Origin of the sequence: Curtobacterium sp. MCBA15_009, from assembly GCF_001864895.1 — a bacterium.
Taxonomy (GTDB): domain Bacteria; phylum Actinomycetota; class Actinomycetes; order Actinomycetales; family Microbacteriaceae; genus Curtobacterium.
Map to the genome: position 1 here is coordinate 309,331 of NZ_MJGO01000023.1, position 26,424 is coordinate 335,754.

Genomic DNA, 26,424 nt, shown 5'->3' on the forward strand with positions numbered 1-26,424 from the left:
TCACCAGGCTCGGAGGTGGGCGAAGCCTGCCGTTCACCTCCGGCGCGCAGGATGTCCGCATGTCCCTTCTCTCCGATGCGGTGCGGTCGACCTTCACGACCAGGTGCGCGGTGTGCGACGCGGTCATCAGTCGGCGCGACGCGCTCGACCACGCCGGGCGGGCGTTCTGCTCCGTCCTGCACGAGGCCGAGTACGTGGTCGCCACGCTGGACTGACCACTCCCCGTAGGATCGGGCGGTGCCCGATCGCTCCCTCGCGGTGTTCCCGGCCTATCGGGACAACCCCTACCTGAACCTGATGCTGCTGGCCCCGCGGGCTCGCGGCTGGAACGTCCTCGAGAGCCTGCGCCTGGAGCAGCTGGAGCAGCACCTCGGCCGGCTCGGCACCGGTGACGTCGTCCACGTGCACTGGACGTCCCCGATCGTGCAACGCGAGAACGACGACATGGTTCAGGCACGGGCGCGGCTCGATCGCTTCCGCGCTGCCGTGGACGGGGCACGCGGGCGGGGCGCGGGCCTCGTCTGGACCGTCCACAACGTGCTCCCCCACGACGCCCGACACCTGGACCTCGAGGTCGAACTGGCCGGCTGGCTGGCCGACATCGCCGACGTCGTGCACGTCATGAACCGGGCGACTCCCGACGCAGTAGGCGACTTCTACAGGCTCGACCCGGCGAAGGTCGTCCACATCCCCCACCCGAGCTACCAGGGCGTCTACCCGTCGACGATGACCCGCGCCGACGCGCGCGCGTCACTCGGTATCGACGAGGGCGACCGAGCCGTGCTGGCGTTCGGGCAGATGCGCCCGTACAAGGGCCTCGACGTGCTGGTGGACGCCGTCCGGCGGATCGCTCCGACGGAGCGGCCGGTGCTCCTGCTCGCCGGTCGGACCTCCGCCCGGGACCGCGAAGCGATCGACTTCATGCTCGGCGACGACGTCCGCGCCGTGCGCGAGCACGACCACGTCGCGGACGTCGACGTCCAACGGTGGTTCCGAGCCGCCGACGTCGCCGTGTTCCCCTACCGCCGGGTGCTCAACTCCGGCGCCCTGCACCTCGCAGCGTCGTTCGGGCTCCCCTCGGTGCTGCCCGACGAGCCGCACCTGCGCGTGGAGTTCGGCGACGAAGAGTGGGTGCGGTGGTTCGACACCGCCGAACCGGCGTCGTCGCTCGCTGCGGTGCTGGGCGCGTCGGCGCCCAGCCCCGGGGGCGCGGAGCGGTTCAGCCGACGGCTGGCTCCGTTCGTGCGATCGGAGCGGTACGCCGAGTTGCTCGACACTCTCCGCCGCTAGAACAGGACGCGCTTGGCCGGGGTCAGACGCAGCACGAGCGCGACGAGGAGCGGCGCGAGGAGGGCGATCAGGAACGTCCACTTCGACGACGGGAACCCGAGCCGTTCCGTGATCGCGAGTGACAGGGTGTGCGTGAGGATGACCGGGATGGCGCACGCTGCGATCGTGAACACGACCTTCCGCCCGAAGGCCGGGATGAACCGTTCGAGGGACTCCGCCACGAGCAGGAGGCCGCACGAGATCGCCGCCGCCATGAGCACGCTGAGCACCGGGGTACCGAGGTTCCCGGACTTCATGTTCAACGTGTCGAGCGCACCGGACCACCCGAGCCACCAAGAGGGGATCAGCAGGACGAGTCCGGTAAGCAGCGGTTGATCGATCGTGTGCCGGAAGTGGCGCAGCAGCTTGCCGACGAGCAGGAAGGCCAGTGCTGGAAGTGCCGTGCCCACCGACTCCGGGATGTGCGCGAGCGGGTACCGGTCCCCGATGCACCACGCGATGCCGAGCCCGGCGAGGAACCACGGCAGGAACGGATGCACGCGTTCCGACCAGCGCATCAGCACAGCAGCCGCGAAGAGGCAGGTCACGAACCAGAACGCCGTGTAGGGCCGGGAGATCCAGTCGCCACCGAGCGGGAGCAGGGAGAGGGTCTTCGTGTCCAGTGGATCCCCGACGGCCGCGCGGAACGCGGTCCAGGTGACCGCGACCAGGAGGAGCCAGCCGACGTACGGCACCAGCAGTGTCCGAGCACGTCGCCGCAGTTCGTCCCCCGCGGACCTCCCGGGCTTCCACAAGTAGCCCGTCAGGACGAAGAAGACCGGCACGTGCCACGTGTACAGACCCGCCTGGGCGAAGTGGCGCTGGTCCCAGGTGTGCCCCGCGACGATCGCCACGACACCGATCACCCGGACCAAGTCGACAGCGACCGAGCGCTCAGCTCCTCGAGCCCGGGGGGCGAGGTGATCCGGAGTCTCGGGCGTCAAGAGCATGCCTCATGCTATCGATCCGTCGGAGCGGCACCCTCGTCCGCGCTGGTCACGCGGAGGACGAGGTGTTGCCCAAGATGATCGCGCGGAACGCCGCGCCCAGCCGTTCGTACTCGTCGGCATCCGCCGGGTGTGTCCCGTCGCTGGACACGCCGTCGGCCCACCCCGATCCCGAGCGCGCCCAGCCCCACGGGTCGACCCAGCGCCAACCACGCGATGCGACGAACATACGGAGTTCGCGACTGTAGGTGCGTGCCTCCTCGGGCTTCCACCGGTACGGCGGGATGTCGGCGACGACGACCTCGCTCGCGCCGATCGTCTCGACGATGCGCTCGTAGGCCTGCCGTTCGTCGTGCAGTGACCGCCCGAGCCGGACCGCGTTCGTCCCTGCCAGGATCACGAGGACGTCGACGTGCCCGACGGGTCGGACAGCCGCGGCCATCTCGTCCGGCGTCGCACCCGCTCGCGCCCAACCGCCAGCGAAGACGATCCCGTCGCCCTGCGCGTACGACATCCAGCTCTCGTCATCGAGCCCGTTCCCGAGGAAACCCGAACGGCCAGCGCTCAGGGAGTCACCGACGACCGCGACGCGCAGGTCTCTGCTCGGTGCGACCTCGGCTGCTTGGAGCGTGGTGGGCTGGACGGTGACGAGCGGGGCGGCCAGGGCGACGACCAGCGCGGCGAAGAGGGTCACCATGAAGCGAGAACGAGGCACGTCGTCCATCCTCCCGCACGGCTGCGGGTGGGATCGTCATCCTCCGGTGGGAGAACGTTCGACGGTCCGCAGTGGTTCCGAACGATCGAGCGCCTTCGCGAGCCACGGACCGAGCGATGCGCTGTAGGTGTTCGACAGGTGCGATCCGTCGAAGTACACCGACACTCCGCCGATCGCCGACCAACAGCGACCATCGTGGCAGAACCGGGACTCGACCGGGACCCACCGCACGCTGTCCCCGTACCCAGCGTCGGCGAGGAGCCGCAACGGCAACGACGTCGACGGTGGCATCGCGTGTTCGAGTGCGTTCGAGCACTCTCGTCCGGATGCCAGGCACGAGGGCCCGATGACCTTGTTCTCGAGGGTCTTCCCGGTCAGCGGCACGTGCTGCATCAGGGTGACCGGTCGGTCGCCGGCACGGACGCGGTCGATGAGCGCCGCGTACCCGTCGGCCTGCGACTGTTCTCCCCCGGCGAAGCGGTAGTTCGCCCAGAGGTCCGCGAGGACGACGCGGTCGGCCTTGGGGACGAGGGTCCTCAGCACCCAGTCGTTGCGGGCGTCACACCAACGGCGCTGCTCGGGCGGGATGACGTCACCGTAGGTCGTTCCGGTGGGGGCGCTCGAGCTCGACGGACAACGGTTGCGCGCCGCGACGATCACCCTGAAGTGGTCGAGCTTGCCGGCGACGTCGAAGGCGCTCGACCACGCGCCGGCGTGCGAGTCTCCCCAGAGCAGGACGGTCTCCGACGCCTCCGGATCACCGTAGGTGCAGAACTTCTCGGTGTTCTCGGTCACGTCGTCGATGCAGTCGTCCTTCCACACCAAGGGCTTGTCCGACAACGGCGCCGGGACGTCAGCGGTGTCGATCTCCCCCCAGGGACTCGGACAGGACGCCGAACCGATCGCGCCCGCGCCGAAGCACTCCTGCCCTCCCGTCACCTGCGCCAGAAGGCGGTCGTCCGACGCCCGCATCTGCGCGGTCGCCACGCTGACCGTCCCGAAGCAGCCCGCCACGAGCACGGCGAGCGTGACGCCGCCCGCGACGAAGCTGCGCCGTCGAGTCCTGGTGAGGAGCGAACTCCGCCGGACCGGCGTCTCGACGAACCGGTAGGAGGCCCAGGCCAGCACTGCGGTGGCCGCGAGGATCCCGATCTTCAGCCGGGTGCCGAGGTCCACACCGAGTACCTGCGGTGCCAGGATGATGAGCGGCCAGTGCCAGAGGTACGCCGAGTAGGAGACGTCGCCGAGCCAGCGGATCGGGCCGAACGATGCGAGGAACCCGAACGACCACGATGCGTCCGAGGGTGCCCGACTCGCGATCACGACGGCAGCACCGAGCGTCGGCACGAGTGCCGCGGTGCCGGGGAACGGCGTCGACTCCGAGAAGGACACCGCCGCGACCGCGATCGCGGCCAACCCGGCCCAGGGCGCCCAGAGACCGACGCGGGCCCTGGGCGTGGGGAGGAAGGCCACCAGCGCCCCGACTGCAAACTGCCACACCCTGGCGGACGTGTCGAAGAAGGCGACGTCGGAGTCGCTCGCGGTGTGCAGCAGTCCCCAGGCGAAGCTCGCGACGCCGACGGCACCGATCACGACCACGAGCCACGCCGCTCGTCGTCGAGCGATGAACGTGATCGCCGCGAGCAGGACGAGCGGCCAGACGATGTAGAACTGCTCCTCGACGGACAACGACCAGAAGTGCTGCACGGCCGACGGCACCGCATCCGCGTCGAGGTAGCTCACCGACTGGGCGGCGAGGAACCAGTTCTCGGAGAACAGCGCAGCCGCCAGGACGTTCGAACCCGTGGCTCCCCAGGTCGACGGCGGCAGCAGCAGCAGCGTGCCGGCGAGGACCGCGACGAGCACGACGACGGCTGCTGGTGCAAGTCGGCGGATGCGCCGCGCGTAGAAGCCGACGAGCATCGGCACCGGGCGCTCGCGCTCGGCCGCCTTGATGATGTGGCCGGTGATGAGGAAGCCGGAGATGACAAAGAAGACGTCGACGCCCACGTACCCGCCGGGGAGACGATTCGGCCAGAGGTGGTACAGGATGACGAGCGCGATGGCGACGGCCCGCAGCCCCTGGATGTCGGCCCGGAACCCTCGCTGGGGCACAGCGGGCCCGTCATCCGCTCGACGCACCCGCCGATGCTACCGGAGCGGCGGGGAATCGCGGGACGTCCGTTGACGACGCACGAACGATCTCGCACGGCTGAGCAGGGTGCGGGCTGACCGACGGTCGACCAGGAACCGCCAGCCGTCGCGGCGGTCGCTCAGTGGTTGCAGGAGGTGCTCGTCGTCGAGCGGCGGTAGGGGCATCCGTGCGGTCACGAGCGGGACCTCGACCTCGATGGTCGAGATCGCGAAGGTGACCGACGTGGTCCACCGCGTCGGCGGGAGACGGTCCGCCGTGATCCGTCCGGACCACCGCCCGTCCCCGGTCTGGAGGTCGAATGCCACGACCTCGTCCGCCGAGCGCGCCGTGAAGCGCATCGAGTCGCCGAGACGGTCGGACGGCGCCGGGCCCTCGAGGAGCAGCGAGTCGCGGGTCGGCGTCACGCGGTCGACCACGACCGGCGCGTGGTGCCGGAGCGCGGAGACCCGCCGCGCTGCGCGGAGGTCGCCGGTCAGGACCGCGCGGCGCATCGCTGCGAGGAGTTCGGACCGGTCTCCGCCCGACGGAGTCCGGCGGAGCACGTCACCGGCAGCCTCGACCAGGGGGCGGAGGTCGTCGTCGAGGACCGCTTCGGCACTGTGCAGGAACGCAGTGAGCATGCCGTCAGTGGCGAGGGCGCCACGGTCGAGTGGCACGAGCGCCGGGGCGTCGAGCAGTGCTCCGAGAGCGGCCACCCACCCGTCCAGCAGGTGGCGAGGGTCCATCGGATCGGCACGGAACGCCGCAGCGAACTCCGCGGCGACGTCGAAGCGTCCCGACCAGACCAGGGCGAACAGGCAGCGTCGGTGCGGCGCGGCTTCGTCGAGGACGGAAGCGTCCAGCTCGTCCAGCAACCCGGACAACGCATGCCGCACGTGATCCGGCACGACCGCACCTTCGGGGAGCTGCGCGAGGTAGCGGTCGAGGTGCACCCACCCGTCGGCGTCGAGGACGAGCAGGGACTGCTGGCGGATGATCGCGGGACTCGCCGTGGCGACGAGCGACGCACAAGTGGTCTCCTCGACCAGGTAGTCGATGAACGAACGCTCGTCCGTGCGGTTCGACATGGACCCGTCCACCCCGCCGGCGCGCTCGCGGTAGAGGTAGACGCAGACCGGGACGACGTCGATCGCCTCGGCCAGCAGGACGGAGCGCGTCATCGGAACGATGTCGTCGGCATGGCCGACGCCGGGGAACGCCAGACCGGCACCTTCCCAGAAGGACTTCCGGAAGACACGGTTCCAGCACGCTCGACCGGTGAGGAGCGCAGGCGTCTCGGCGAGCGTCGTGCGCTGCGCCGCGTGGTCGAACAGGTGCCACCGTTCGGTCGGGCTCCATGTTCGGTTCGGTGAGAACTTGAGGTGGTCACCGACGGCGAGGTCGGCGCCGGACCGTTCGAGCGAGTCGACCATCGCGCGGTACGAGCCCGTCGGCACGATGTCGTCCGCATCGGCGAAGACGAGGTACTCGCCACGCGCTGCGACGGCGCCCGTGTTCCGCGCGCCCGCTCCACCGGGAGCCGACGACGGCAGGAGGACCACCCGGTTGTCCTCGGCGGCCGAGGCCCGGATCAGCTCGGCCGTCGCGTCCGTTGAGCGGTCGTCGACGACGAGGACCTCCATCGCGGCGATGTCCTGTGCGAGCACACTGTCGAGGAGTTCTTCGATCCACTCGGCTGCGTCGTGCGCTGGGATGACCACCGAGAGCAGGGGGGCTGGCACGTGCTCACTCCTCGTTCCTGGTCCCCCATTCAGTGGATACCGTCGGGAGGCGAACGAGTCTACCGTCGGAGGACGATCAGATCAGGGGGTCGAGATGTCTCGACGTTGGTTCACACGTGTCGCCGTCGGCGCGGTCATGGTGATGTCGTCAGTCGCCGTCGTCGCGCCCGCTCAGGCCGCAACCAAACCCGCTCAGGTGACCGGGGTGGCGAAGGCGACGCAGGACTGGGCCGGCAAGAGCGTCAAGGTCAAGTGGACCAGTGTCGCGAAGGCCACGAGCTACGTCGTCAAGTGGTCGACCCGCTCGGACCTCGGCAGCCCGGTCTACAAGGACTCCTCGGTCGTGGGCGCATGGATGACGTCGCTGAAGCCCGCCACCACCTACTACGTCACGGTCGCAGCCAAGAGCGGCACCACTGCTGGCGCCTGGGCGAAGAAGGTCACCGTCACGCTCCAGCCGAACGCGGTGTCGACCTTCGGCACGATCACGGCGAAGCCCGCCACGAACGGCGTGACGGTCTCGATACCGGAGGTCGCGAACGCCAGTGACTACCAGGTCCGTTGGTCAGCCGGACCGAACGAGAACCGCACCCCCGATCGGTGGACACCGCACTTCACCCCGTGGTCGTCGGCGTTCGACCCTGCGAAGCGCACCTGGACGCTTGCCGGCTCGGACAGCGACCTGACCTCGGTCGCCTACGGCAACCCGATCTACGTCCGTGCGATGGCTCGGAACACCTACTACAACTCGACGTTCGTGCGGAAGTCGGCACAGGTCAGTGCGTGGCCGACTCCGACGAAACCGGTCGCCGCTGACACCGCCGTCCACGTCGCCAGCTTCAACGTCCAGTGCTCGGGTTGCGAGACGAGCGGCTCGCCGGGCTGGAGCAAACGAGCCCCCGCGATCGCGAAGGTCATCAACGACAAGGCTCCGGACGTGCTCACGGTCCTGGAGGCGAGCGGCCCGTCTGCTGGGAGCGGCTCGGAACAGGCGTACCTCGACCTCGACCGACGCCTGGCGAACCTGCGGCTCGTCGACTCCACGCCCATGACGGTGAGCGCCTCCCATCAGGGCAACCGGATCCTCTACGACCCGACGAAGTACGACGTCCTCGACCACGGTGTCCTCGCCGGGATCAAGGACTACGAGGTCTACCCGGCCTCGTCCGCCCCGGACACGAACACCCCGTGGGCGAAGTTGCGCGCAAAGGACGGCAGCGGCACCACGTTCATCGTAGTCGCTGCCCACTACGGGATCCCGTCGAGTTCCTACGGCCAGCCGCGCAAGACCCTCCTCGGTCAGAACTCGACGCAGCTCTTGACCGCGCTGAACCGGATCAACCCGGCGAACGCGGACGGGAAGCGCCTGCCCGTCGTGCTCGGAGGCGATCTGAACGACAGCCGGTACCCCGAGGAAGCGATCGACGGCGCGCAGCCGACGCTCATCCGGGGCGGGTTCTACGACTCCTCGGCGTCCCAGCACCGCTACGGGACGGCGAAGACGACCTACAACGACTACAAGCCCGCTTCCCAGCAGGCCGACGACCCGAACAAGGACGGACAACGCATCGACTACATCCTGACGCAGGGGTTCCAGGGCAGCGACGAGTTCGTCAACAACTGGAACCCGGGCACGTCGGTCATCCCGTCCGACCACAACATGATCGAAGCGAAGGTGCACGTCCCCCTGGTTCGCTGACGATGTCCTCCCTGCGGCGCTCTAGGGTTTCTCCATGAGCATCTTCCGGCGATCGGTGAACACCAGGACTGACTGGCGCAAGGCCGCCCGGTCGTTGTCGAGATCACTCGAAGGGGTGCACGGCCGCGTCGCCTTCGTGACCGACGACGAGGACCACCCGGCCGTTGCGTGGCTGGTCCACGAGTTCCCGACGGTGGTCCTCGTCGGCCCCGAGTCCACTCGACGGCCGGGGCTCCGGACCGTGTCCGCCGCCACGCTGCAGGACGAGACTGCCGCGCTCGTCGACCTCGGGGGCTTGAGTGCCGTGGTCGATGCGCGATCTTCGACGGACCAGGAGCGTTCCCTCCGCTGGCAATGGCTCTTCTACCATGTGCAGCAGGGCGGCCAGTACGTGACCGAGCACACCGATGGGGCGGCGGCGTGGTGGACCGACGAGGGCCTCCTGGGTGAGGCGAACCGGTCCCCACGTGACTTCACGGAGTCCGCTCGATCCGTCGAGTCCGTCGACGAGAGCGTCGGCGTCGTCCGCATGCGGAAGGGTCGCCAACACGTCTTCAAGGTGAAGGACGAGAACGCGAACCGCGTCGTGCCTGCGCGACTCCCGCTCGCTCGTCTCGCCGTGCTCGGGACCGAGCCGGGCGGCACGTTCAACGGTTCGACCACCATCGTCGAACACGGTAGTGAACCCCGGCTGCCCTCGCAGAAGTGGAACTACCACCACTCGCACGTCCGGAAGGTCTCGGGTGGCGTGACGATCCGGCGGGACGGACTCACCCTGATCGGTGACACTGTCCTGCCCTCATCGTTCCGGCACGCGCGTGCGCGGAGTGTGTCGAACCCACAGCTCGTGAGCTTCAACCAAGAGTTCGGTCGTGCTCGAGAGCACGGACCGACGCGACGCCTCGAGGGCTCGTTCTACGATCTGAGTTCGACCATGAGCGGACACTTCGGTCACACGATGACCGAGACGGTCAGCAAGCTCTGGGGCTGGGACCGCGCGAAGGAGGCAGACCCGTCGCTGCGAGCCATCTACCGGGTACCCCACGCTGAGTTCTCACCGACCGTCGAGAGGGCTCTCTTCAATGCGTTCGGTATCGACGACGCCGACATCGAATGGGTGCACGACGATGTCCAGGTGGAGAGCTACGTCTGGAGTTCCTACCTCTGGCAGAACCTCACGAGGTACCACTTCCATCCACTGGTGAAGGACACCTGGTCTCGGCTGCGAGAAGGCCTGGTGGAGCCCCGACCGGTGGACCGGCGAATCTTCGTGTCCCGCAAGAGCACCGAGGCGAACCGAGCCTGCCTGAACCTCGACGAGGTCGAGGCCCACTTCTCTGCTCGAGGCTTCGAGATCGTGTACCCGGAGACCCTTCCCTTCGCCGAACAGGCGTCCACGTTCGGGAGTGCCCGGATCGTCGCGGGCTTCGCCGGCTCCGGAATGTTCTCGATGATGTTCGCGCAGAGGCTCGACGGCGTACTGGTGCTGTCCCACGATTCGTACACCGCTCGGAACGAGTTCCTCTACGCGACCGCACTCGCGGACGAACTCCACTACTCCTGGTCTCGATCAGAGATCCAGCACGGTTCTGACTTCTCGACGGAAGCGTTCCATTCGCCGTGGGCCTTCGACTTCGCGGCGCACGGAGCCGACCTCGACCGCAGCATCGACCGCATGCACGAACTCGCTGACCGTCAGCGCTCCTGATCTTCTCCGGATCCTTCGAGGGCTCGCATCGCTTTGTAGACTCGGCGACTCGATCCGCCGTCACGGGTCGCTTCGAAGGCTGCGGCGGCGCGGCTGACGAAGGGCTCCGAGACGACGAAGGCCCGCTGTGCGGTCTCCGCCACCATGTCGACGAGTGCCGCTTCCTCAGCCACCACCGGTCCGAAACCATCGCGCTCGTAGTCGAAGTACCCTTGACGGCGAGGGTTCTTACCGCCCCAGAACTCGGCCTTGTCGAACTGGTAGTACGCCAGTGGAATCTCCACGAAGGCCGCGTCGAAAGCGATCGACGAGTAATCCGTGATGACGAACGCCGCGCTCGCCAAGACCTCCTGGATGTCGTCGACACCGAAGTCCAGCACTTCGACGCCGTCGGGAAGTGCGAATTCCGTAAGGTACGGGCGCATGTGCGGATGCGGCATCAGTGCAATCCGCTTACCGGTCGCAGCAGCGATCTGGGCGAGGCGTTCGGAGTTGAGCAGTGATGAGTAGCGACGAGCGTACTCCGAGTCGCCGAAGCGATCGATACGCGCTCGCTCGTTCGCACCACCGACTCGATCTCCGACCAGGTACTGCCGCCACGTCGGGATGACGACGATCCGGTCGCGCTCGGACGCGGCCGCTCGCTTCAGCAGCAGTTCGTCGTGCCGCGGCAACCCGGTGAGTTTCGTCTCCTTGCTGGAGAACTTGTAGGGCCCAGGACCGGCGATCGACTCGTACTCGGGAACGGTCGTCGTGACGAACAGGTGCGGATCCTTCCCGTTGAGCCAACGAGACAGGTCGTCCTGGATGACGCCGTGCTGCAGGAACGTGAAGAAGTACCGAGGCTGACCGTAGCGGCGGCGGTTGATCGGATGCGTCACGTAGTAGTCAGCATGCGACGAGGCGAAGTGGTCTGCGCTCAACAAGAGCTGTTTCCACTGACGGGACCCGTGCGCGACCAGCCGAAATCCTTCTGCCCGCAGACGTGACCACGATGGGCTGTCCCGCTCGAGGATGAACCACGCGTTGACCTGAGGCCGCTCGCGAGCGAGGAACCGGTACAGGTGCTCGGCGTTGTCGTTCGCATGGTCGTTCTTGTCCATCAGAGCCCACGCGTGCGCGAAACGACGGCGGACCGAGGGCAGCCGCAAGGAGCAGGCCATCAGCCAGTTGTCGACCTTCCACAACGACCACCGGTGGCTCCGCCACCACGCCCCGAGACTCTGCCGGAGGTAGCGCCGGTAGGGGATTCCCGCAGCGGAGAACCGAGGACGGACACGCTTGCGTTGGTCGTTCACCACCTGGTTCACCACCCCGGGGGTGAGACCTTCGCTCGTGGGCTGCTGTTCCCAGCGGCCGATGGACCGCAGGGCGCCGTCGAGCCGGACCTGCACCTGACGACCTCGCTGAACCCAGAGGAACCGCTTGCGCATCACGACGCGGCCGTAGAACTCGAAGTCCTGGATCGTCGCGTGCTCTGGCTCCTGCTCCCGACCATCGACCACGATCTGCTCGTCAGGGAGCTCGCCGGAGAACCAGTACTCGAGTTTCACCAGCTGGTGGACTTCGTCGACCTCGGTGAATCGGATGTACCACGACCTGAAGGGCTGCTTGGTGTTGTACCCGTGGAGCAACGCCATCCGGATCGCGTACTGCACGCCGATGAAGTCGAAGCTCCGGATGGCGTCCGGAGCGACGAGCCGCAGGATCTCGCCCACCAGTTCGTGGAACTCCGGGAAGACGTGTGCTGGCGCAGAAGCGCTCAGCGAGTGGATGGCCAACTGCGCTTTGAACATCCAGAACAGCTCGTACAGCACAGTGTTCTCGAGCCACCGAGGGACGGGTCCGAGCGCTTCTGCTCGTCGGAGGAGGTCGAGGTAGCCGTACCGGAGGATGCTCGTGTACTTGCCCTCTTCGGTGAAACTCGATCCGAGCAGTGACGAGTCGTCTTCTCGTGTCCGGTAGTGGTACTTCGCGGAGGCCATGAGTCCCAGCAGGTGAGTGTCCGACGCGAGCAGGTACCTGGCGACCAGGTGACCGTCTTCGAAATGCGGTCGCACTCGACCGTCGAAGGTGAGATCTCGGTCCTCCAGGACGCTCCTCCGGAAGAAGGCCGAGTTGACGCTCAGCTGGAAGATCGGCTCGACGGCGAGGTCGACGATGCGCGACCCCGATCCGAACTTGGCGCGGTGCGGATGGTTGTCGACCAGCGACCCGTCAGGGAGGAGCCGCACCTGGTGCGCAGCCAGCAGAGCGAGACCTTCGTGTCCGCCGTGGATGTCGATGTACTTCGCCACTTCAGCGAAGTAGCCGCGGTCGAGCGCATCGTCAGGATCGATGAAGGTCACCCACTCGCCGCGCGCCAGCTGCAGCCCGGTGTTCCGAGCGGCGGCCACCCATGCGTTGGGCTGCGTCACGACGACGACCTCTTCGCCGCGGCCGGATGCCCACGACCGCAGTCGGAGCAACGTGTCGTCCGTCGAGCCGTCGTCCACGAACACGAGTTGCACGCGCTCCATGTCGAACGTCTGCGCCTCGAACGAAGCGAAGAGATCGTCGAGGTAACGACCGACGTTGTAAGCAGCTATGACTGCCGTGAAGAGGAACTCGGGCGGTTCCCCCGGACCGTTCACCAGCGAGGACTCATGCATCTGACAACCCCAATTCGTTCTGGACCGGTTCGGCGACCCTCCGGCCGGAGTCGAGCGCGAGCATCGCTTCGAACACCCGCTGGCAGTTCAGCTCGTCTCGTGTGACGAACGACTCGGCTGCTCGCTGCACGAAGGATTCTGCTGAACGGAAGCCGTCCTCAGCGATCTCCTCGAGAGCGTCCGTGACGTCCACCGCACGTCGGGCCACGGGCCCGTACCCGTCACGCTGGTAGTCGAAGTAGCCCCGTCGTCCGACGTGGGTGCCGTCGAAGAAGGTCGCGTCGTCGAACTGGAAGTAGACGAGCGGCATGTCCAGGAACGCAGCCTCGAACGCGATGGACGAGTAGTCGGTCACCATCACGGCACCCTGAGCGAGAACCTCCTGGACGTTCGTCTCCGCGTACCCGACCACCTCGATCGCGCTCGGTAGGTCGAAGTCCGGGAGGTAGGGCTCGAGGTTCGGGTGCGGCATGAAGACGATGCGCTTGCCTTCACGCTCGGCGAGTGCTCGAAGCTCCGCGGACGCGAGGAGTTCGATCCAGCTCCGCGCGTACTCACTCTCGAGGAACTGGGGGTTCTTCTCGCGGGTGTTCGTTCCCCGGAGCTGCCGCCCGGACAACTTCTTGCGCCACGTGGGCATGATGAGGATCGCATCCCGGTCGGCCTCGACCACCGCACGCCGCTTGCGGAGGAGTTCGTCGTGACGCGGGAACCCGGTGAGCACCACCTCGCGGTCCGAGAAGGAGTACGGACCGGGGCCGGCGATGGCTGCCTGCTCTTGCGGGGTGACCACGACCAGCGCCTCGATCGGCTTCGGATTGATCCACCGCGAGATGTCGTAGTTCGTCACGCCGTGCTGCAGCCAGGTGAAGCGGTACCGCGGAGGCCCGAAGCGTGCAGCGTCGAGCGGCTGTACGACGTAGGCGTCGATGTGGGAGGAGGCGAGATGGGCCGCATGCAACAGCAGCGCGCGCCACGTCGGCGTCCCGTAGGGCACGAGACGGAACCCCTCCGCTTCGAGCCGCGCCCAGTCCGGTGACGACTCGGTGAGCACGAACCACGCGTTGATCTCTGGGCGGTGCCGGCGGACCCAGCGGTACAGGTGCTCGGCGTTGTCGTTCGCCTGGTTGTCCCGGTCCATGAAGACCCACGCATCGGTGAACCGCGACCGGATCGAACGCGAACGAGCGCGCAGGGCAAGCGCGAGGTCGGTCCGCTGTTGCTTGCCGAGAGCACTCGCCACCGACCGACGCACAGCCGACACCGCCCATCGCACCGCGGGCCGATCCAGGCCGTCCCAAGCCTGCGGGAAACGTGCCCGCTGCTGCATGATCACCGGGTGCAACTGGCGAGAGGTCAGTTCGAACTCGGGCTCGACGACCGCATCCGTGCCGAAGGGTACTGGCGAACCGCCGAGCAACACGTGCGTCCGCAGGCCTCGGTCCAGCCACACGTGTCGCTGTCGGAGGACGGCATGCCCGTAGAACACGTAGTCCTGGACCGTTTCGTGGAGCGGCGCGACGTCACGACCGTCGACCACCCACTGCTCCTCAGGCTGGTCCCCGGTGAACCAGTACGAGATCCGGACCTGCTGCGAGGTCTCGTCGACCCGGGTCAACCGGACCAGGTCGGCGTGCTCAGGACGACCCGTGTACCCCATGAGGACGGCACGTCGGACTGCAGCTTCGACGCCCATGATGTCGAAGACGCGGACAGCTTCGTCCGAGATGAATGCTCGCACCCGGCCGACGAGTTCGTGGAACCGCTCGAACACCGCCGGTGGGGCGAGGGCGGTCCGTGACTCGATGGCGCGCTCGTTCTTGAAGTACCAGAAGAGGTCGTAGAGGAGCGTGTTCTCGAGCCATCGCGGAAGCGGCCCGGTTGCCGCAGCCCGCTCAGCCAGGTCGAGCAGACCGTACTCGACGACATCGGTGTACTTGCCGGCCTTGTCGTGGTGGGACTCCATCAGCGACGTCCCGTCGCCCCGAACGCGGTAGTGGTACTTGGCGGACGCGAGGACACCCAGGTGATGGGAGTCGGTCGACAGGAGGTACTTGCCGATGAAGTGCGCGTCCTCGAACACCGGCCGCACCCGTCCATCGAACTCGAGCGCATGGCGTCGCACAGCGTCGACGCGGAAGAAACTGGAGTTGACGGCGAGCTGGATGAACGGCTCGAGACGGAGGTCGACGACGCGAGACCCCTTGCTGAACTTCTTCCGGAGCGGATGCGTGTTCCGCAGCTCACCGGTCTCGAGCAGACGCATCTGGTGCGTCGCGAGCAGGTTGACCGGGCCGTGGCCGTGCAGCTCGACGAACTTGTCCACCTCGGCGAAGTACCCGAGGTCGAGGACGTCGTCTGGGTCGGCAAACGTCACCCACTCAGCGTCGACCAGCTGCAGACCTGTGTTCCGTGCTGCCGCAACCCATGCGTTCTCTTGACGGACGACCGTCACGTGTCCAGCCCGTTCGGCTGCCCACTCGTCGAGGATCAGGAAACTGTCGTCGGTCGAACCGTCATCGACGAACACGAGTTGGACCTGCTCGATGGGGTAGATCTGCTGTTCCAGCGACCGGAGCAGGTCGGGGAGGAACCGGGCCACGTTGAACGTCGCGAACACAGCGGCGAGACGGAATCTGGGTCCACTCGACATGTCGTTCTGAGGGGTCGGGTCGGACGAGGGCGCGCTGGTCATCAGACGGTTGCGTCGTAAGCCTTGATGACCGATTCCGGATCACCGATCTGCTTCAGCTCACCGCTGTCCAGCCATGCAACCTCGTCGCACATCGACTTCACCGTGCTCATCGAGTGGGAGACGAGGATGACGGTGCGGCCCTCTTCCTTCATCTCCTTGAACTTCGTTCGGCAGCGGTTCTGGAAGGTCGAGTCACCCACGGCCAGCACCTCGTCCACGACGAGGATGTCCGGGGTGACGGCCACGGCGACGGAGAACCCGAGTCGCACGTACATGCCCGACGAGTAGTTCTTGACCGGCTGGTCGATGAAGTGGCCGACGCCGGAGAACGACACGATCTCGTCGAACTTCCGCGCGACCTCCTTGCGGCTCATGCCGAGGATCGAGCCGTTCAGGAAGACGTTCTCACGCCCGGAGAGCTCCGGGTGGAAGCCCGAGCCCACCTCGAGCAACGAAGCCTGCTTGCCACGAGCGGTGATCGCCCCCTCCTCCGGCCACAGGATCTTCGCCAGGCACTTCAGCAGGGTCGACTTGCCCGAGCCGTTCTTGCCGATCAGCCCGAACGTCGTTCCCTGCGGCACCTCGAAGGAGACGTCCTTCAGTGCCCAGAAGTCCTCGTGCACGGACTTCTTCCCCCGCATCACCATGCTCTTCAGCGAGTCGTTCCGCTCGTGGTACATGCGGAAGCGCTTGGACACGTGTTCGACGGTCACGGCAGCATCGGTCACAGCAGTTCGGCCAGCTTCTTCTCGTTGCGGGAGAACACGACGTAGCCGAGTGCGAGCGACACGCATCCTGCGAGGGCGCACGCGACCAGGTCGGTCCAGTTCGGGAGGCGGTTGTCGTACATCAGGTTGCGGAACACCGTCGAGAACCGCTCGATGGGGTTGAGCTTGTAGACGTGGATGATCCACGGGTGCCCGGCCTTGTTCGCGGCGTCCTCGACGAGCGACAGCGGGTAGATGATCGGCGACAGGTACATCCACATCTGCAGCGCGATGCCGACCAGGTGCTGCATGTCGCGGAAGTGCACGTTGACGATCGACAGGATGAGCCCGACCCCGGCCGCGAACATCGCGAGGAACACCATCGTGAGCAGGATGAGCGGCAGGAACAGCCAGAAGTTGGATCCGGCGATCGCGAGTGCGATCAACAGCACGCCCATCTCGACGAGCCAGGTGAAGCCGAAGGAGCCGACCGCCGCGAGCGGCAGGGTCATGCGCGGGAAGTAGACCTTCTTGATGAGCGAGCCGTTCGCCACGATCGAGGTCATGCCGGAGTTGATGACGTTCCGCGCGAAGATCCAGGGCAGCAGCCCGCACATGAGCCAGAGCGGGTAGATGTTCAGACCGCTGGGATCGCCCACCTCGAGCCGCGCGCGGAAGATGAACGAGTACACGATCGTGTAGATCAGCATCGTCGCGAGGGGGTTGATCAGCGACCACAGCTGGCCGAAGACCGTGCGACGGTACTTGCCCTTGACCTCGCGCGCGGTGAGGTTCGCCAGCAGTTCGCGCGACGACATGAGCTGGTTCAGGTACGTCATGCTCCGGGTGCTGGCTCCTCCGGAGCGCAGGGACGCTCCTGATCGGATGGGGGACGAGGTATTCTCGCACAGGCTCCGGACGAATCCCCCGCGTCCCGCGGGGAACCAACAAAACATGTCGAGATGACGAACACTCGGCCAATCGTTTGTAGAGTTGCACAGTGCTCGTCAGCTTCGCCAACCACTCGACGGCGCCCGTCAACCTCGGTGGTGCGGAGCGCTCGCTGTTGCGGTTCGTCGAGGACTGGCTGGCGTCCGACCCGACGATGACGCCGACCTTCGTCACGAAGGCGCCTCGCGGCAAGTTCATCGAGGCCCTCGACGAGCGCGGCTGGTCGTACGACGCGCTCCGGTTCCGCGGTTGGGCACTGCCGAGCCCGCAGCCCGCCCCCGCCGCCGAGCGGGCCGCGTTCGCCACCGTCGACTACGCCGCGGTGAACGCGCTCATCCGCCTGTACGAGCGTCAGCGGCCGGACCTCGTCGTGACCAACACGCTCGTGGCGCCGTGGGCGTCGTTCGCCGCCGCGGTCCTCGGCATCCCGCAGGCCTGGTTCGTGCGCGAGTACGGCGACCTCGACCACGGGCTGCAGTTCCAGACCGGACGTGCCGGCGTGCTCAGCGACATCGGGCTGCTGGCCGGTGCGGTCGTGACGAACTCCGAGGCGATGCGCGAACACCTCGCCCGGTACATCCCGGCGGACAAGCTCTCGGTCGCGTACCCCACCGTGGACAGCGAGCGGCTCCGCGCGACGCGGACCGACGCTCCGGCGGTCGCCCCGTTCCCCCAGGCCGACCCCGGACTCCGCATCACCGTGGTCGGACGGGTCGAGGAGTCGAAGGGCCAGCACCGCGTCGTCGACGCGCTCGGCGCACTGCGCGCTCGTGGGGTGACGGCGAGCGTCTGCTTCGTCGGCAGCTGGAAGCACCCCGGCGAGGACCAGCGCCTCACCGACCGCGCCCGCGCCCTGGGTGTCGCCGACCACGTGGTGTTCACCGGCGAGCAGCGCACACCCGCTCCCTACGTCGAGGCCGCGGACGTCTGCATCACCCCCTCGACGATCGAGGCGTTCGGTCGTACCACCGCCGAGTACATGACGCTCGGCAAGGCGGTCGTCGCGACCCGCCAGGGCGGCAGCGCCGAACTGGTCGAACCCGGCGTGACCGGTGCGCTCGTCGACGCCGACGACACCACTGCGCTGACGGACGCCATCGCCGCGTACGCGGCCGACCCGGCATCGGTCAGGAGGCACGGTGCGGCTGCCCCGGACCGTCTCGCCGCCGTCATGGGTGCAGGACACGACAACGCGGCCGCGATCGCGCGGCTCGTCGCCCTGGTCGGGACCGAGGGCTACCGACTCCCCCAGGCCGCGCGCTACTGGTTCGAGCTGCCGGGCGCCTACGCCGCCCTCGGCGCCACGAGCGCCCGTGCCGCTGTCGGCCTGCTCGCGAACCGGGTGCGCACGCGGTCCGGCCTGGTCGGCCGGGTGTTGGCGCGGCCGGGTGCCGCTGTCCGGAAGCTCGTGCGCCGGTGACCCGCGACGAGCGCCGTCCGGTGACGATCGTCGTCCCGATCTACGACGACCTGCCCGGACTCGAGCGCTGCATCGAGGCGCTCCTCGACTCGGTCGACTTCACGACCGACCGGGTGCTGCTCGCCAACGACGTCGGGCCCCGCGTCGACGAGATCGAGGCACGGGTCCTCGAACTGGTCGGCGACCACGACGGCTTCGAGTACACCCGGAACCCGCGCAACCTGGGCTTCGTCGGCAACTGCAACCGCGCCGTCCTCGAGCTCGACCGCACCGGCAACGACGTCCTGCTGCTCAACAGCGACACGGTGCCGCTGCCGGGATTCCTGGACGAGATGACCGCCGTCCTGGCCTCGGACGACACGATCGGCGTCGTGTGCGCCCGGAGCGACAACGCGACCATCGCCTCGTTCCCGTACGCGCGGCGCAACCCGCGGGCGAACCTGTCGCCGCGCCGCACCCGCGAACTGCACGGGCGGACGAAGTACCTGCTGCCGCGTTCGACGGTGTCGCCCGTCGCGATGGGCTTCTGCTTCCTGATCCGCCGCGAGATGATCGATCGCTTCGGCCTCTTCGATGAGCGGTTCTCCCCCGGCTACGGCGAGGAGAACGACTTCTGCCTCCGGATCAACGAGCAGGGGTTCACCTCGGTGCTCGCCAACCGGGCCCTCGTGCTGCACACCGGTTCGACGAGCTTCAGCGGCGACCGCGGGCCGGCCCTCCGGCTCGAGCACGAGCGCATCCTGCTCGAGCGCTACCCGTTCTACGCCGGCGCCGTGGCCCTCTTCCTCGCCCGGCACCGCGACGCCGTCGACGTCTTCGCCGACGCCTTCATGCCGGACGACGACGTGGTCCGGGTCGCCCTGCACCTGCCGGAGGACCTGACGGACTCCGTGCTGGCGTCCGCGCGCGCCACCCTGGCCGCGGCACCGGTGGACGTCGTCGTCACCGTCATCGTGGCGAAGTCGCAGATCCGTGCCGCCCGCCAGGCGTTCCCGGGTGCTGCGATCGCGGTGAACGGACGCCCGCGCCAGATCTTCGACGTGGCGGTGGCGCTCGGCGCCCTGACGACGTTCGGCCAGCTGACGGCGCTCAACGCGAACGCTCCGCGGTGGATCCTCGTCGACCCGGTGGCACATGACCTCCGGTGGTCCCACGCGGTGGCGAACCACCGGGCCGCCGCGATCGACCGCATCCAGCGGCGGTTCGAGAACCAGACGACCACCTGGCGCAGCGGCGAGGACCTGGTGGCACTCGTGCGCACCGCCGCGGCCACCGAGATCGACGTGGAGTCGCTCCGGGCGCGCTGGCTCGCCGTCTCCGACATCGCCGAGGCCACCGGCCTGCTCGTGCACCGCGCCACGGTGTCCCTGCGGCGACTCACGGCGCTGAGCTTCGGCGCCCGGAACCCCCGCGTGGTCGCGCGCATCCGGGCGATCACCGGCCGCGGCGCCTGACGCACCCACCGGACGGACCGGAGGCTCCTCAGGGAGCCGCCCCGGGCCTCCCGGCCGACGGGTGGTGACCGCCTGCGGTCGTCAGCGGCTCGCTGCCCAGGCGTCACGCCACGCCTGAGCGGTGCGCTGGTCCGCCGCGTCGCTGCCGGCGGAGACGTCGGTCGGGTCGTCGAGGTCGGCGTTCACGGTGCCGGACCCGTTGTCGGCACCGGACGGCAACCGGATCTGCAGCGACGCACCCTGCAGGTCGAGCGCACGGAGCGTCTTCGCGAGTCCGGGAAACGACGCGGACGACGGCACGGTGACCCGCACGTCGGCCTGCCCCTCGGCGCTGCTGGGCAGACGGACCACGACCGGGCCGTCCGCATCGAGTGCCGCGGCGATCCGGGCGGCACGGACGAGGGCGTCCGGGGGCGCACTGATCACCAGCTGGGTGTCCGTCTCGACGACGTCGCCCAGGGCGGACTCGTCAGTGGCCAGGTCGACGCGGTCCACCGCCGCCGGCGGGTGCACTGCGCCGACGACGCCGGCCAGCGTCGTCGCCGTGTCGATGTCGGGGACGACGACGCCGACGCGGTCCGGTGCCTCCTCGACGCGCGTGAGGTCCGGCTGCGACGCGAGGACGGCGTCCACGACCCGGTCGGCCGCTGCGTGGTCCCCCGCCCCCGTCCGGTGCACGGGACCACCGGAGACGAGCACGAGCGTTCCGTCGGGTGCCCGCGCCTCGACGGCCCGGCGGACGGAGTCGGTGCGGGCGAACGACGTGGCGTGTGCGGAGACGGACGACGGGGTGATCACCGCGCCGTCGACGTCGGGCACGGCCATCACCTGCGCGGCGAGCCGCGCGGTGGCGCCGTCCCCCTCGGGGACGGAGCGCTTCCGCGGCGCCCCGCCGGAGTTGAGGTCGTCGTACAGGTCGCGGGCGTCCTGGTCCGTCGAGGACAGCACCCAGCTGGCGTCGTGTTCCGGCCGGTCGGAGTCGTCGGGGACACCCGAGTAGGCCAGCACCGACGCGTCGTCCGAGGTCGAGAGCTCGCGGGCCCGGTGCCACGCCGTGACGAGGTCGTCCGTCGCCGCGGCCCGCAGGGCGATCCGCCACTCGGGGTCGATCTCGCCGCCGTCGAAGCGGTCGTCGTGGCGCACCTCGGCGAGCAGGTCGAGTGTGCGGTGGTTCGGGGTGCGCTTCGCCGCGAGCGGGATCTGGTAGCCGTCCACCACGATCCGGCCCGACCAGCGCAGTGAACCGTTCGTGTGGTCGGCCGCGTACCGGCCCATCTCGTCGACGAGGTCCGTCAGCCGGGCGTCCGACAGGTCGTCGTCGAGGACCGCGGCGACCGACGCCTCGCCGCTGAACGGCAGGTTGTTCGTCCCGCTCCCCGTCACCGCTGCGACGCCGTCCACCGTGCGGAAGTGGTCCGCGAAGTCCTCGCCGGCACCGGAACCCGCGTTGAGGTGGTTCGTGCACCCCGCGGTGGCGAGCACCGTCGCCACCGCGACGACAGCACCGAGGAGCACGGCCGTCCCACGGCCCACCCGCGCTCGCTCCACTGTGCTCACTCTCCTGTGCTCACTCCACTGTGCTCACTCCACTGTGCTCGCTTCCCCCACCGCTCGACCGATCAGACCAGGCAGCGCGGGCCGAGCAAGCTCTTCAGCTCGCCGAACAGGTCCGGTGTCAGGTTCACCGGGAACGGCAGCTCGAAGGTCCGGGCGACGTCGTCCTTCAGGAGCTTCAGCCGCACCTCGGTCTCGCCCTGGTGCCGACCGAGGACGGCCGCGAGCTCGGTCACCGTCGTGGTGGTGGCCTGCCGCTCGGGCAGGGACAGGGTCAGCGGACCGGAGCCCATCCCGTCGCCGATCGCCGGCTGGAACATGCTCACCGCGTGCAGCGCCTTGCCGTCGTCACGCACGTTGACGCGACCACGCAGCACGACGATCGAGTCGGCGACGAGGGACGGCCCGAACTCCTGGTACGTCTTGCCCAGGAACATCACGCCGATCTGGCCCCCGAAGTCCTCGATGTCGACGATGCCGTACGGGTTGCCGCTCGACTTCGCCACCCGGTGCTGCACGCTCGTCAGGAGCCCCGCGACGGTGACCGTCTCGCCCTCGATCGAGTCGTCGGCCCCGATGAGGTCGGCGATGGTGATCGACTGGTGCTTGGCGAGCTCGATCTCGAGCCCGGCGAGCGGGTGGTCGGAGACGTACAGGCCGAGCATGTCCCGCTCGAACGCGAGCTTGTCGCGCTTGGACCACTCGGGGCGGTCCGGCACCTGGGACACCGCGGCAGCGGACGGCTGTTCCTCGGCGACCTCGGCGAAGAGCGAGTCGAAGTCGAAGCCGACGTTGCCGTGGGCCTCGTCGCGCTTGACCTTGACCGCACCTTCGACGGCGCCCTCGTGGATCTCGACGAGCGCGCGCCGGGAGTCGCCGAACTCGTCGAACGCACCGGCCTTGATGAGCGACTCGACCGTGCGCTTGTTCGCCGACGAGATCGGGATCTTGCGCAGGAAGTCGTGGAAGGACTCGAACGCGCCCTTCTCCGTGCGCGCCTGCACGATGTCGTCGACGACGTTGAACCCGACGTTGCGGATCGCGCCCATGCCGAAGCGGATGTCCTCGCCGACGGCGGCGAAGAAGCCGATGGACTCGTTGACGTCCGGCGGCATCACCTTGATGCCCATCCGGCGGCACTCGTTCAGGTACAGCGCGAGCTTGTCACGGGCGTCGCCGACGCTCGTCAGCAACGCGGCCATGTACTCGGCCGGGTAGTGCGCCTTGAGGTACGCCGTCCAGAAGGAGACGACGCCGTACGCCGCCGAGTGCGCCTTGTTGAAGGCGTAGTCGGAGAACGGCAGCAGGATGTCCCACAGCGTCTTGATCGCGGCCGCCGAGTAGCCGTTGTCCAGCATGCCCTTCTCGAAGCCCGCGTACTGCTTGTCGAGCTCGGACTTCTTCTTCTTGCCCATCGCGCGGCGGAGGATGTCCGCCTGGCCGAGGGAGAAGCCCGCCACCTTCTGCGCGATGGCCATGACCTGCTCCTGGTAGATGATCAGGCCGTAGGTGCCGCCGAGGATCTCCGCCAGGGGCTCCTCGAGCTCCGGGTGGATCGGGGTGATCGGCTGCTCGCCGTTCTTGCGCAGGGCGTAGTTCGTGTGCGAGTTCGCACCCATCGGCCCCGGACGGTACAGGGCGATGAGCGCGGAGATGTCCTCGAAGTTGTCGGGCTTCATGAGGCGCAGCAGACCGCGCATCGGGCCGCCGTCGAGCTGGAAGACGCCGAGGGTGTCGCCGCGCTGCAGCAGGGCGTAGGCCTCGGGGTCCTCGAGCCCCATGGTCTCGAGGTCGAGGTCGATGCCGCGGTTCGACTTGATGTTGTCGAGGGCGTCACTGATGATCGTGAGGTTCCGCAGCCCCAGGAAGTCCATCTTGATCAGGCCGAGCGACTCCGCTGCCGGGTAGTCGAACTGCGTGACGATCTGGCCGTCCTGCTCCCGCTTCATGATCGGGATGATGTCGATGAGCGGGTCGCTCGACATGATGACGCCGGCCGCGTGCACGCCCCACTGGCGCTTCAGCCCCTCGAGCCCGAGTGCCGTGTCGAAGACGGTCTTCGCCTCGGGGTCGGTCTCGACGACCGTGCGGACGTCGACGGCCTCCTTGTAGCGCGGGTGGTCCTTGTCGAAGATCCCGGTGAGCGGGATGTCCTTGCCCATCACGGGCGGCGGCATCGCCTTCGTGAGCTTCTCGCCCATGCCGAACGGGAAGCCGAGCACGCGGGACGAGTCCTTCAGCGCCTGCTTCGCCTTGATCGTGCCGTACGTGACGATCTGCGCGACGCGCTCCGACCCGTACTTCTCGGTGACGTACTTGATCGCCTCACCGCGGCGCCGGTCGTCGAAGTCGACGTCGAAGTCGGGCATCGAGACGCGGTCCGGGTTGAGGAACCGCTCGAAGATCAGGCCGTGCCGGATCGGGTCGAGGTCGGTGATGCGCATCGCGTACGCCACCATCGAGCCGGCGCCGGAACCACGGCCGGGGCCGACCCGGATGCCGTTGTCCTTCGACCAGTTGATGAAGTCGGCGACGACGAGGAAGTACCCCGGGAAGTTCATCTGGTTGATGATGCCGACCTCGTAGTCGGCGCGCTCCTGGACCTCGGTCGGGATGCCGCCGGGGTAGCGGTACTGCAAGCCCTTCGCGACCTCCTTCTCGAACCAGGTGTGCTCCGTCTCGCCCGCGGGGACCGGGAACTTCGGCATGTAGTTCGCCGCGGTGTCGAACTCGACGTTGCACCGCTCGGCGATGAGCAGCGTGTTGTCGCAGGCGTCGGGGTTGTCGCGGAAGACGTGCCGCATCTGCTGCGGGGTCTTCAGGTAGAACTCGTCGGCGTCGAACTTGAAGCGGTTCGGGTCGTTCAGCGTCGAACCGGACTGCACGCAGAGCAGGGCCGCGTGCGACTTCGCGTCGTGCGAGTGCGTGTAGTGCAGGTCGTTCGTGCCGACGAGCGGGATGCCGAGGTCCTTCGCCAGGCGGATGACGTCGCTCATGACCCGGCGCTCGATCTCGAGCCCGTGGTCCATGATCTCGGCGAAGTAGTTCTCCTTGCCGAAGATGTCGCGGTAGTCGGCAGCTGCCTGGCGCGCTTCCTCGTACTGCCCGAGGCGCAGGCGCGTCTGGATCTCGCCCGAGGGGCAGCCCGTCGTCGCGATGATGCCCTCGTGGTACTCCTGCAGCAGCTCGATGTCCATGCGGGGCTTGAAGTAGTAGCCCTCGATCGAGGCCTTCGACGACAACCGGAACAGGTTGTGCATGCCCGTCGTGTTCTCGGCGAACATCGTCATGTGCGTGTACGACCCGGCGCCGGACACGTCATCGCCACCGCCGTCACCCCAGCGCACACGGGTCTTGTCGGTGCGGTGGGTGCGGGGCGTGATGTACGCCTCGGTCCCGATGATCGGCTTCACGCCGCCGGCCTTCGCGGCCTTCCAGAACTCGAACGCGCCGAACATGTTGCCGTGGTCGGTCACCGCCACGGCGGGCATGCCCTGCGCGGCTGTCTCGGCCACCAGGTCGCCGAGTCGGGCAGCGCCGTCGAGCATCGAGTACTCGCTGTGCACGTGCAGGTGGACGAAGGAGTCGGAATCCGCCACGGAGCCTCCGGTCGAACGGTCTTGCTGCTGGGTCCGACAAGCCTAACCGCGGCTGGGGACAATCCCGCGCGTGTCCCTCGCCCCGGCGCACGAGGTCGCGCGACACGCCGCGGGCCGGCCGCCGGGGTCGCACGAACTGCCGGTCGGCGGCGCCGCACGCGGCCGACTGCGCGGCCTCGCCGCCCGACGCACGCGGCGCCGATGCCGGTGCAGCGCCGGACCGGACGGGAGGCACGGGGCGGCGCCGCCACGCGCCTCCCGTCCGGCAGTCGGTCGGGACACGCGCGGGGCGCGACGCCGAGCGGGCACGACGCGCCGTGAGCGGGACGTCCAAGGGGCACGATGTGTCGCCCAGAGACGCTCCGGACGACACATCGCGCCCTCTCGCCGAGCAGCGACGTCCCCCGCGCCTACGCGGCGCGGATGCGGTCGAGCGCGGCCTGCAGGTCGTCGGGGTAGGACGCCTCGAACGACACCCACTCCCCTGTGCGCGGGTGCGCGAAGCCGAGCCGCACGGCGTCGAGCCACTGGCGGGTGAGGCCGAGCTCCGCGGCGAGCACCGGGTCGGCGCCGTACATCGTGTCGCCGACCAGGGGGTGGCGGGTGGCGGCCATGTGCACGCGGATCTGGTGCGTGCGACCGGTCTCCAGGTGCACCTCGAGCAGGGTGGCGGCGCGGAAGGCCTCGAGGGTCTCGTAGTGGGTCACGCTCGGCTTGCCGTCGGCCGTGACGGCGAACTTCCAGTCGCTCGACGGGTGCCGGCCGATCGGGGCGTCCACCGTGCCGGACGTCGGGTCGGGGTGGCCCTGGGCGAGGGCGTGGTAGACCTTCTCGACCGTGCGCTCCTTGAACGCGCGCTTGAGGTGCGTGTACGCGACCTCGGTCTTCGCGACGACCATCAGGCCCGAGGTGCCGACGTCGAGGCGGTGCACGATCCCGGCACGCTCGGCGGCGCCGGACGTCGCGATGGTGAACCCGGCGGCCGCGAGGCCCCCGGGCACGGTCGGGCCGTCCCAGCCGGGCGAGGGGTGCGCGGCGACGCCGACGGGCTTGTCGACGACGACGATGTCCTCGTCGTCGTGGACGACCGTCATGCCGGGCACGACGGCGGGGACGATG

The 26,424-nt window shown here is 68.4% G+C and carries 17 protein-coding genes; 6 read left to right on the forward strand and 11 right to left on the reverse strand.

All coding sequences use genetic code 11. From position 1 onward, the window contains the following. Window positions 1–59: 59 nt before the first annotated feature. A complete protein-coding gene (locus BIU97_RS18025) occupies window positions 60–215 on the forward strand; it encodes a hypothetical protein (RefSeq protein ID WP_175472420.1) in 156 nt (51 codons plus the stop codon). Between the two features lie 22 nt (window positions 216–237). Further along, on the forward strand, window positions 238–1,290 hold the full coding sequence (locus tag BIU97_RS07150; RefSeq protein ID WP_071297305.1) for a glycosyltransferase: 1,053 nt from the start codon (window positions 238–240) through the stop codon (window positions 1,288–1,290). Here the strand turns inward: BIU97_RS07150 and BIU97_RS07155 are convergent. The 4 genes from BIU97_RS07155 to BIU97_RS07170 are packed head-to-tail and all read right to left on the reverse strand — an operon-like array spanning window position 1,287 to window position 6,867. Beyond that, window positions 1,287–2,279, reverse strand: a complete 993-nt coding sequence (locus tag BIU97_RS07155) for an acyltransferase family protein (protein WP_083420836.1) — start codon at window positions 2,277–2,279, stop codon at window positions 1,287–1,289. The genes BIU97_RS07150 and BIU97_RS07155 overlap by 4 nt on opposite strands. Window positions 2,280–2,325: 46 nt before the next feature. Then, on the reverse strand, window positions 2,326–2,991 hold the full coding sequence (locus BIU97_RS07160) for an SGNH/GDSL hydrolase family protein (RefSeq protein ID WP_175472422.1): 666 nt from the start codon (window positions 2,989–2,991) through the stop codon (window positions 2,326–2,328). Between the two features lie 36 nt (window positions 2,992–3,027). After that, window positions 3,028–5,106, reverse strand: a complete 2,079-nt coding sequence (locus BIU97_RS07165) for an acyltransferase family protein (protein ID WP_071297308.1) — start codon at window positions 5,104–5,106, stop codon at window positions 3,028–3,030. Between the two features lie 36 nt (window positions 5,107–5,142). Further along, window positions 5,143–6,867 carry a glycosyltransferase family 2 protein gene (locus BIU97_RS07170; RefSeq protein ID WP_083420839.1) on the reverse strand — a complete coding sequence of 575 codons (1,725 nt, stop codon included), beginning with the start codon at window positions 6,865–6,867 and terminating at the stop codon, window positions 5,143–5,145. Between the two features lie 94 nt (window positions 6,868–6,961). On the opposite strand from BIU97_RS07170, the gene BIU97_RS07175 reads away from it, so the two are divergent. Both BIU97_RS07175 and BIU97_RS07180 read left to right on the forward strand, forming a co-directional pair. After that, entirely contained in the window at window positions 6,962–8,566 is a 1,605-nt protein-coding gene (locus tag BIU97_RS07175; RefSeq protein ID WP_139195936.1) for an endonuclease/exonuclease/phosphatase family protein, read from the forward strand. Window positions 8,567–8,807: 241 nt separating this feature from the next. Next, complete coding sequence (locus tag BIU97_RS07180; protein ID WP_175472423.1) at window positions 8,808–10,274, forward strand: glycosyltransferase family 61 protein; 1,467 nt, start codon at window positions 8,808–8,810, stop codon at window positions 10,272–10,274. On the opposite strand, the gene BIU97_RS07185 is transcribed toward BIU97_RS07180, so the two are convergent. From BIU97_RS07185 to BIU97_RS07200, 4 genes are read right to left on the reverse strand one after another with little or no spacing between them, the layout of a single operon-like run. Then, window positions 10,262–12,925 carry a bifunctional glycosyltransferase/CDP-glycerol:glycerophosphate glycerophosphotransferase gene (locus tag BIU97_RS07185; RefSeq protein ID WP_071297312.1) on the reverse strand — a complete coding sequence of 888 codons (2,664 nt, stop codon included), beginning with the start codon at window positions 12,923–12,925 and terminating at the stop codon, window positions 10,262–10,264. The two genes, BIU97_RS07180 and BIU97_RS07185, sit on opposite strands and share 13 nt — an antisense overlap. Further along, window positions 12,918–15,620 carry a bifunctional glycosyltransferase/CDP-glycerol:glycerophosphate glycerophosphotransferase gene (locus BIU97_RS07190; RefSeq protein WP_083420841.1) on the reverse strand — a complete coding sequence of 901 codons (2,703 nt, stop codon included), beginning with the start codon at window positions 15,618–15,620 and terminating at the stop codon, window positions 12,918–12,920. The genes BIU97_RS07185 and BIU97_RS07190 overlap by 8 nt, the downstream gene beginning before the upstream one ends. Beyond that, the gene (locus BIU97_RS07195; protein ID WP_071297314.1) at window positions 15,620–16,333 is read right to left on the reverse strand and encodes an ABC transporter ATP-binding protein; all 714 of its coding nucleotides are present in this window, start codon (window positions 16,331–16,333) and stop codon (window positions 15,620–15,622) included. The genes BIU97_RS07190 and BIU97_RS07195 overlap by 1 nt, the downstream gene beginning before the upstream one ends. Before the next feature lie 11 nt (window positions 16,334–16,344). Further along, window positions 16,345–17,166 carry an ABC transporter permease gene (locus BIU97_RS07200; protein WP_071254561.1) on the reverse strand — a complete coding sequence of 274 codons (822 nt, stop codon included), beginning with the start codon at window positions 17,164–17,166 and terminating at the stop codon, window positions 16,345–16,347. A gap of 161 nt (window positions 17,167–17,327) precedes the next feature. Between BIU97_RS07200 and BIU97_RS07205 the strand changes: the two genes are divergently transcribed. Next, window positions 17,328–18,698 (forward strand): glycosyltransferase, encoded by a 1,371-nt coding sequence (locus BIU97_RS07205; protein ID WP_071297315.1) that lies wholly within the window; start codon window positions 17,328–17,330, stop codon window positions 18,696–18,698. 20 nt (window positions 18,699–18,718) lie between these two features. Continuing rightward, window positions 18,719–20,152, forward strand: a complete 1,434-nt coding sequence (locus tag BIU97_RS18030; protein ID WP_139196296.1) for a glycosyltransferase family 2 protein — start codon at window positions 18,719–18,721, stop codon at window positions 20,150–20,152. A gap of 81 nt (window positions 20,153–20,233) precedes the next feature. On the opposite strand, the gene BIU97_RS07215 is transcribed toward BIU97_RS18030, so the two are convergent. The 3 genes from BIU97_RS07215 to BIU97_RS07225 all read right to left on the reverse strand — a co-directional run. Beyond that, window positions 20,234–21,709, reverse strand: a complete 1,476-nt coding sequence (locus tag BIU97_RS07215) for a hypothetical protein (protein ID WP_139195937.1) — start codon at window positions 21,707–21,709, stop codon at window positions 20,234–20,236. 62 nt (window positions 21,710–21,771) lie between these two features. Beyond that, window positions 21,772–25,254: a DNA polymerase III subunit alpha gene (gene dnaE / locus BIU97_RS07220; protein WP_071256207.1), complete on the reverse strand. Its 3,483-nt coding sequence runs from the start codon at window positions 25,252–25,254 to the stop codon at window positions 21,772–21,774. Window positions 25,255–25,715: 461 nt separating this feature from the next. Next, on the reverse strand, window positions 25,716–26,424 hold a 709-nt coding region (locus BIU97_RS07225; protein ID WP_071297317.1), incomplete at its 5' end, for an RluA family pseudouridine synthase.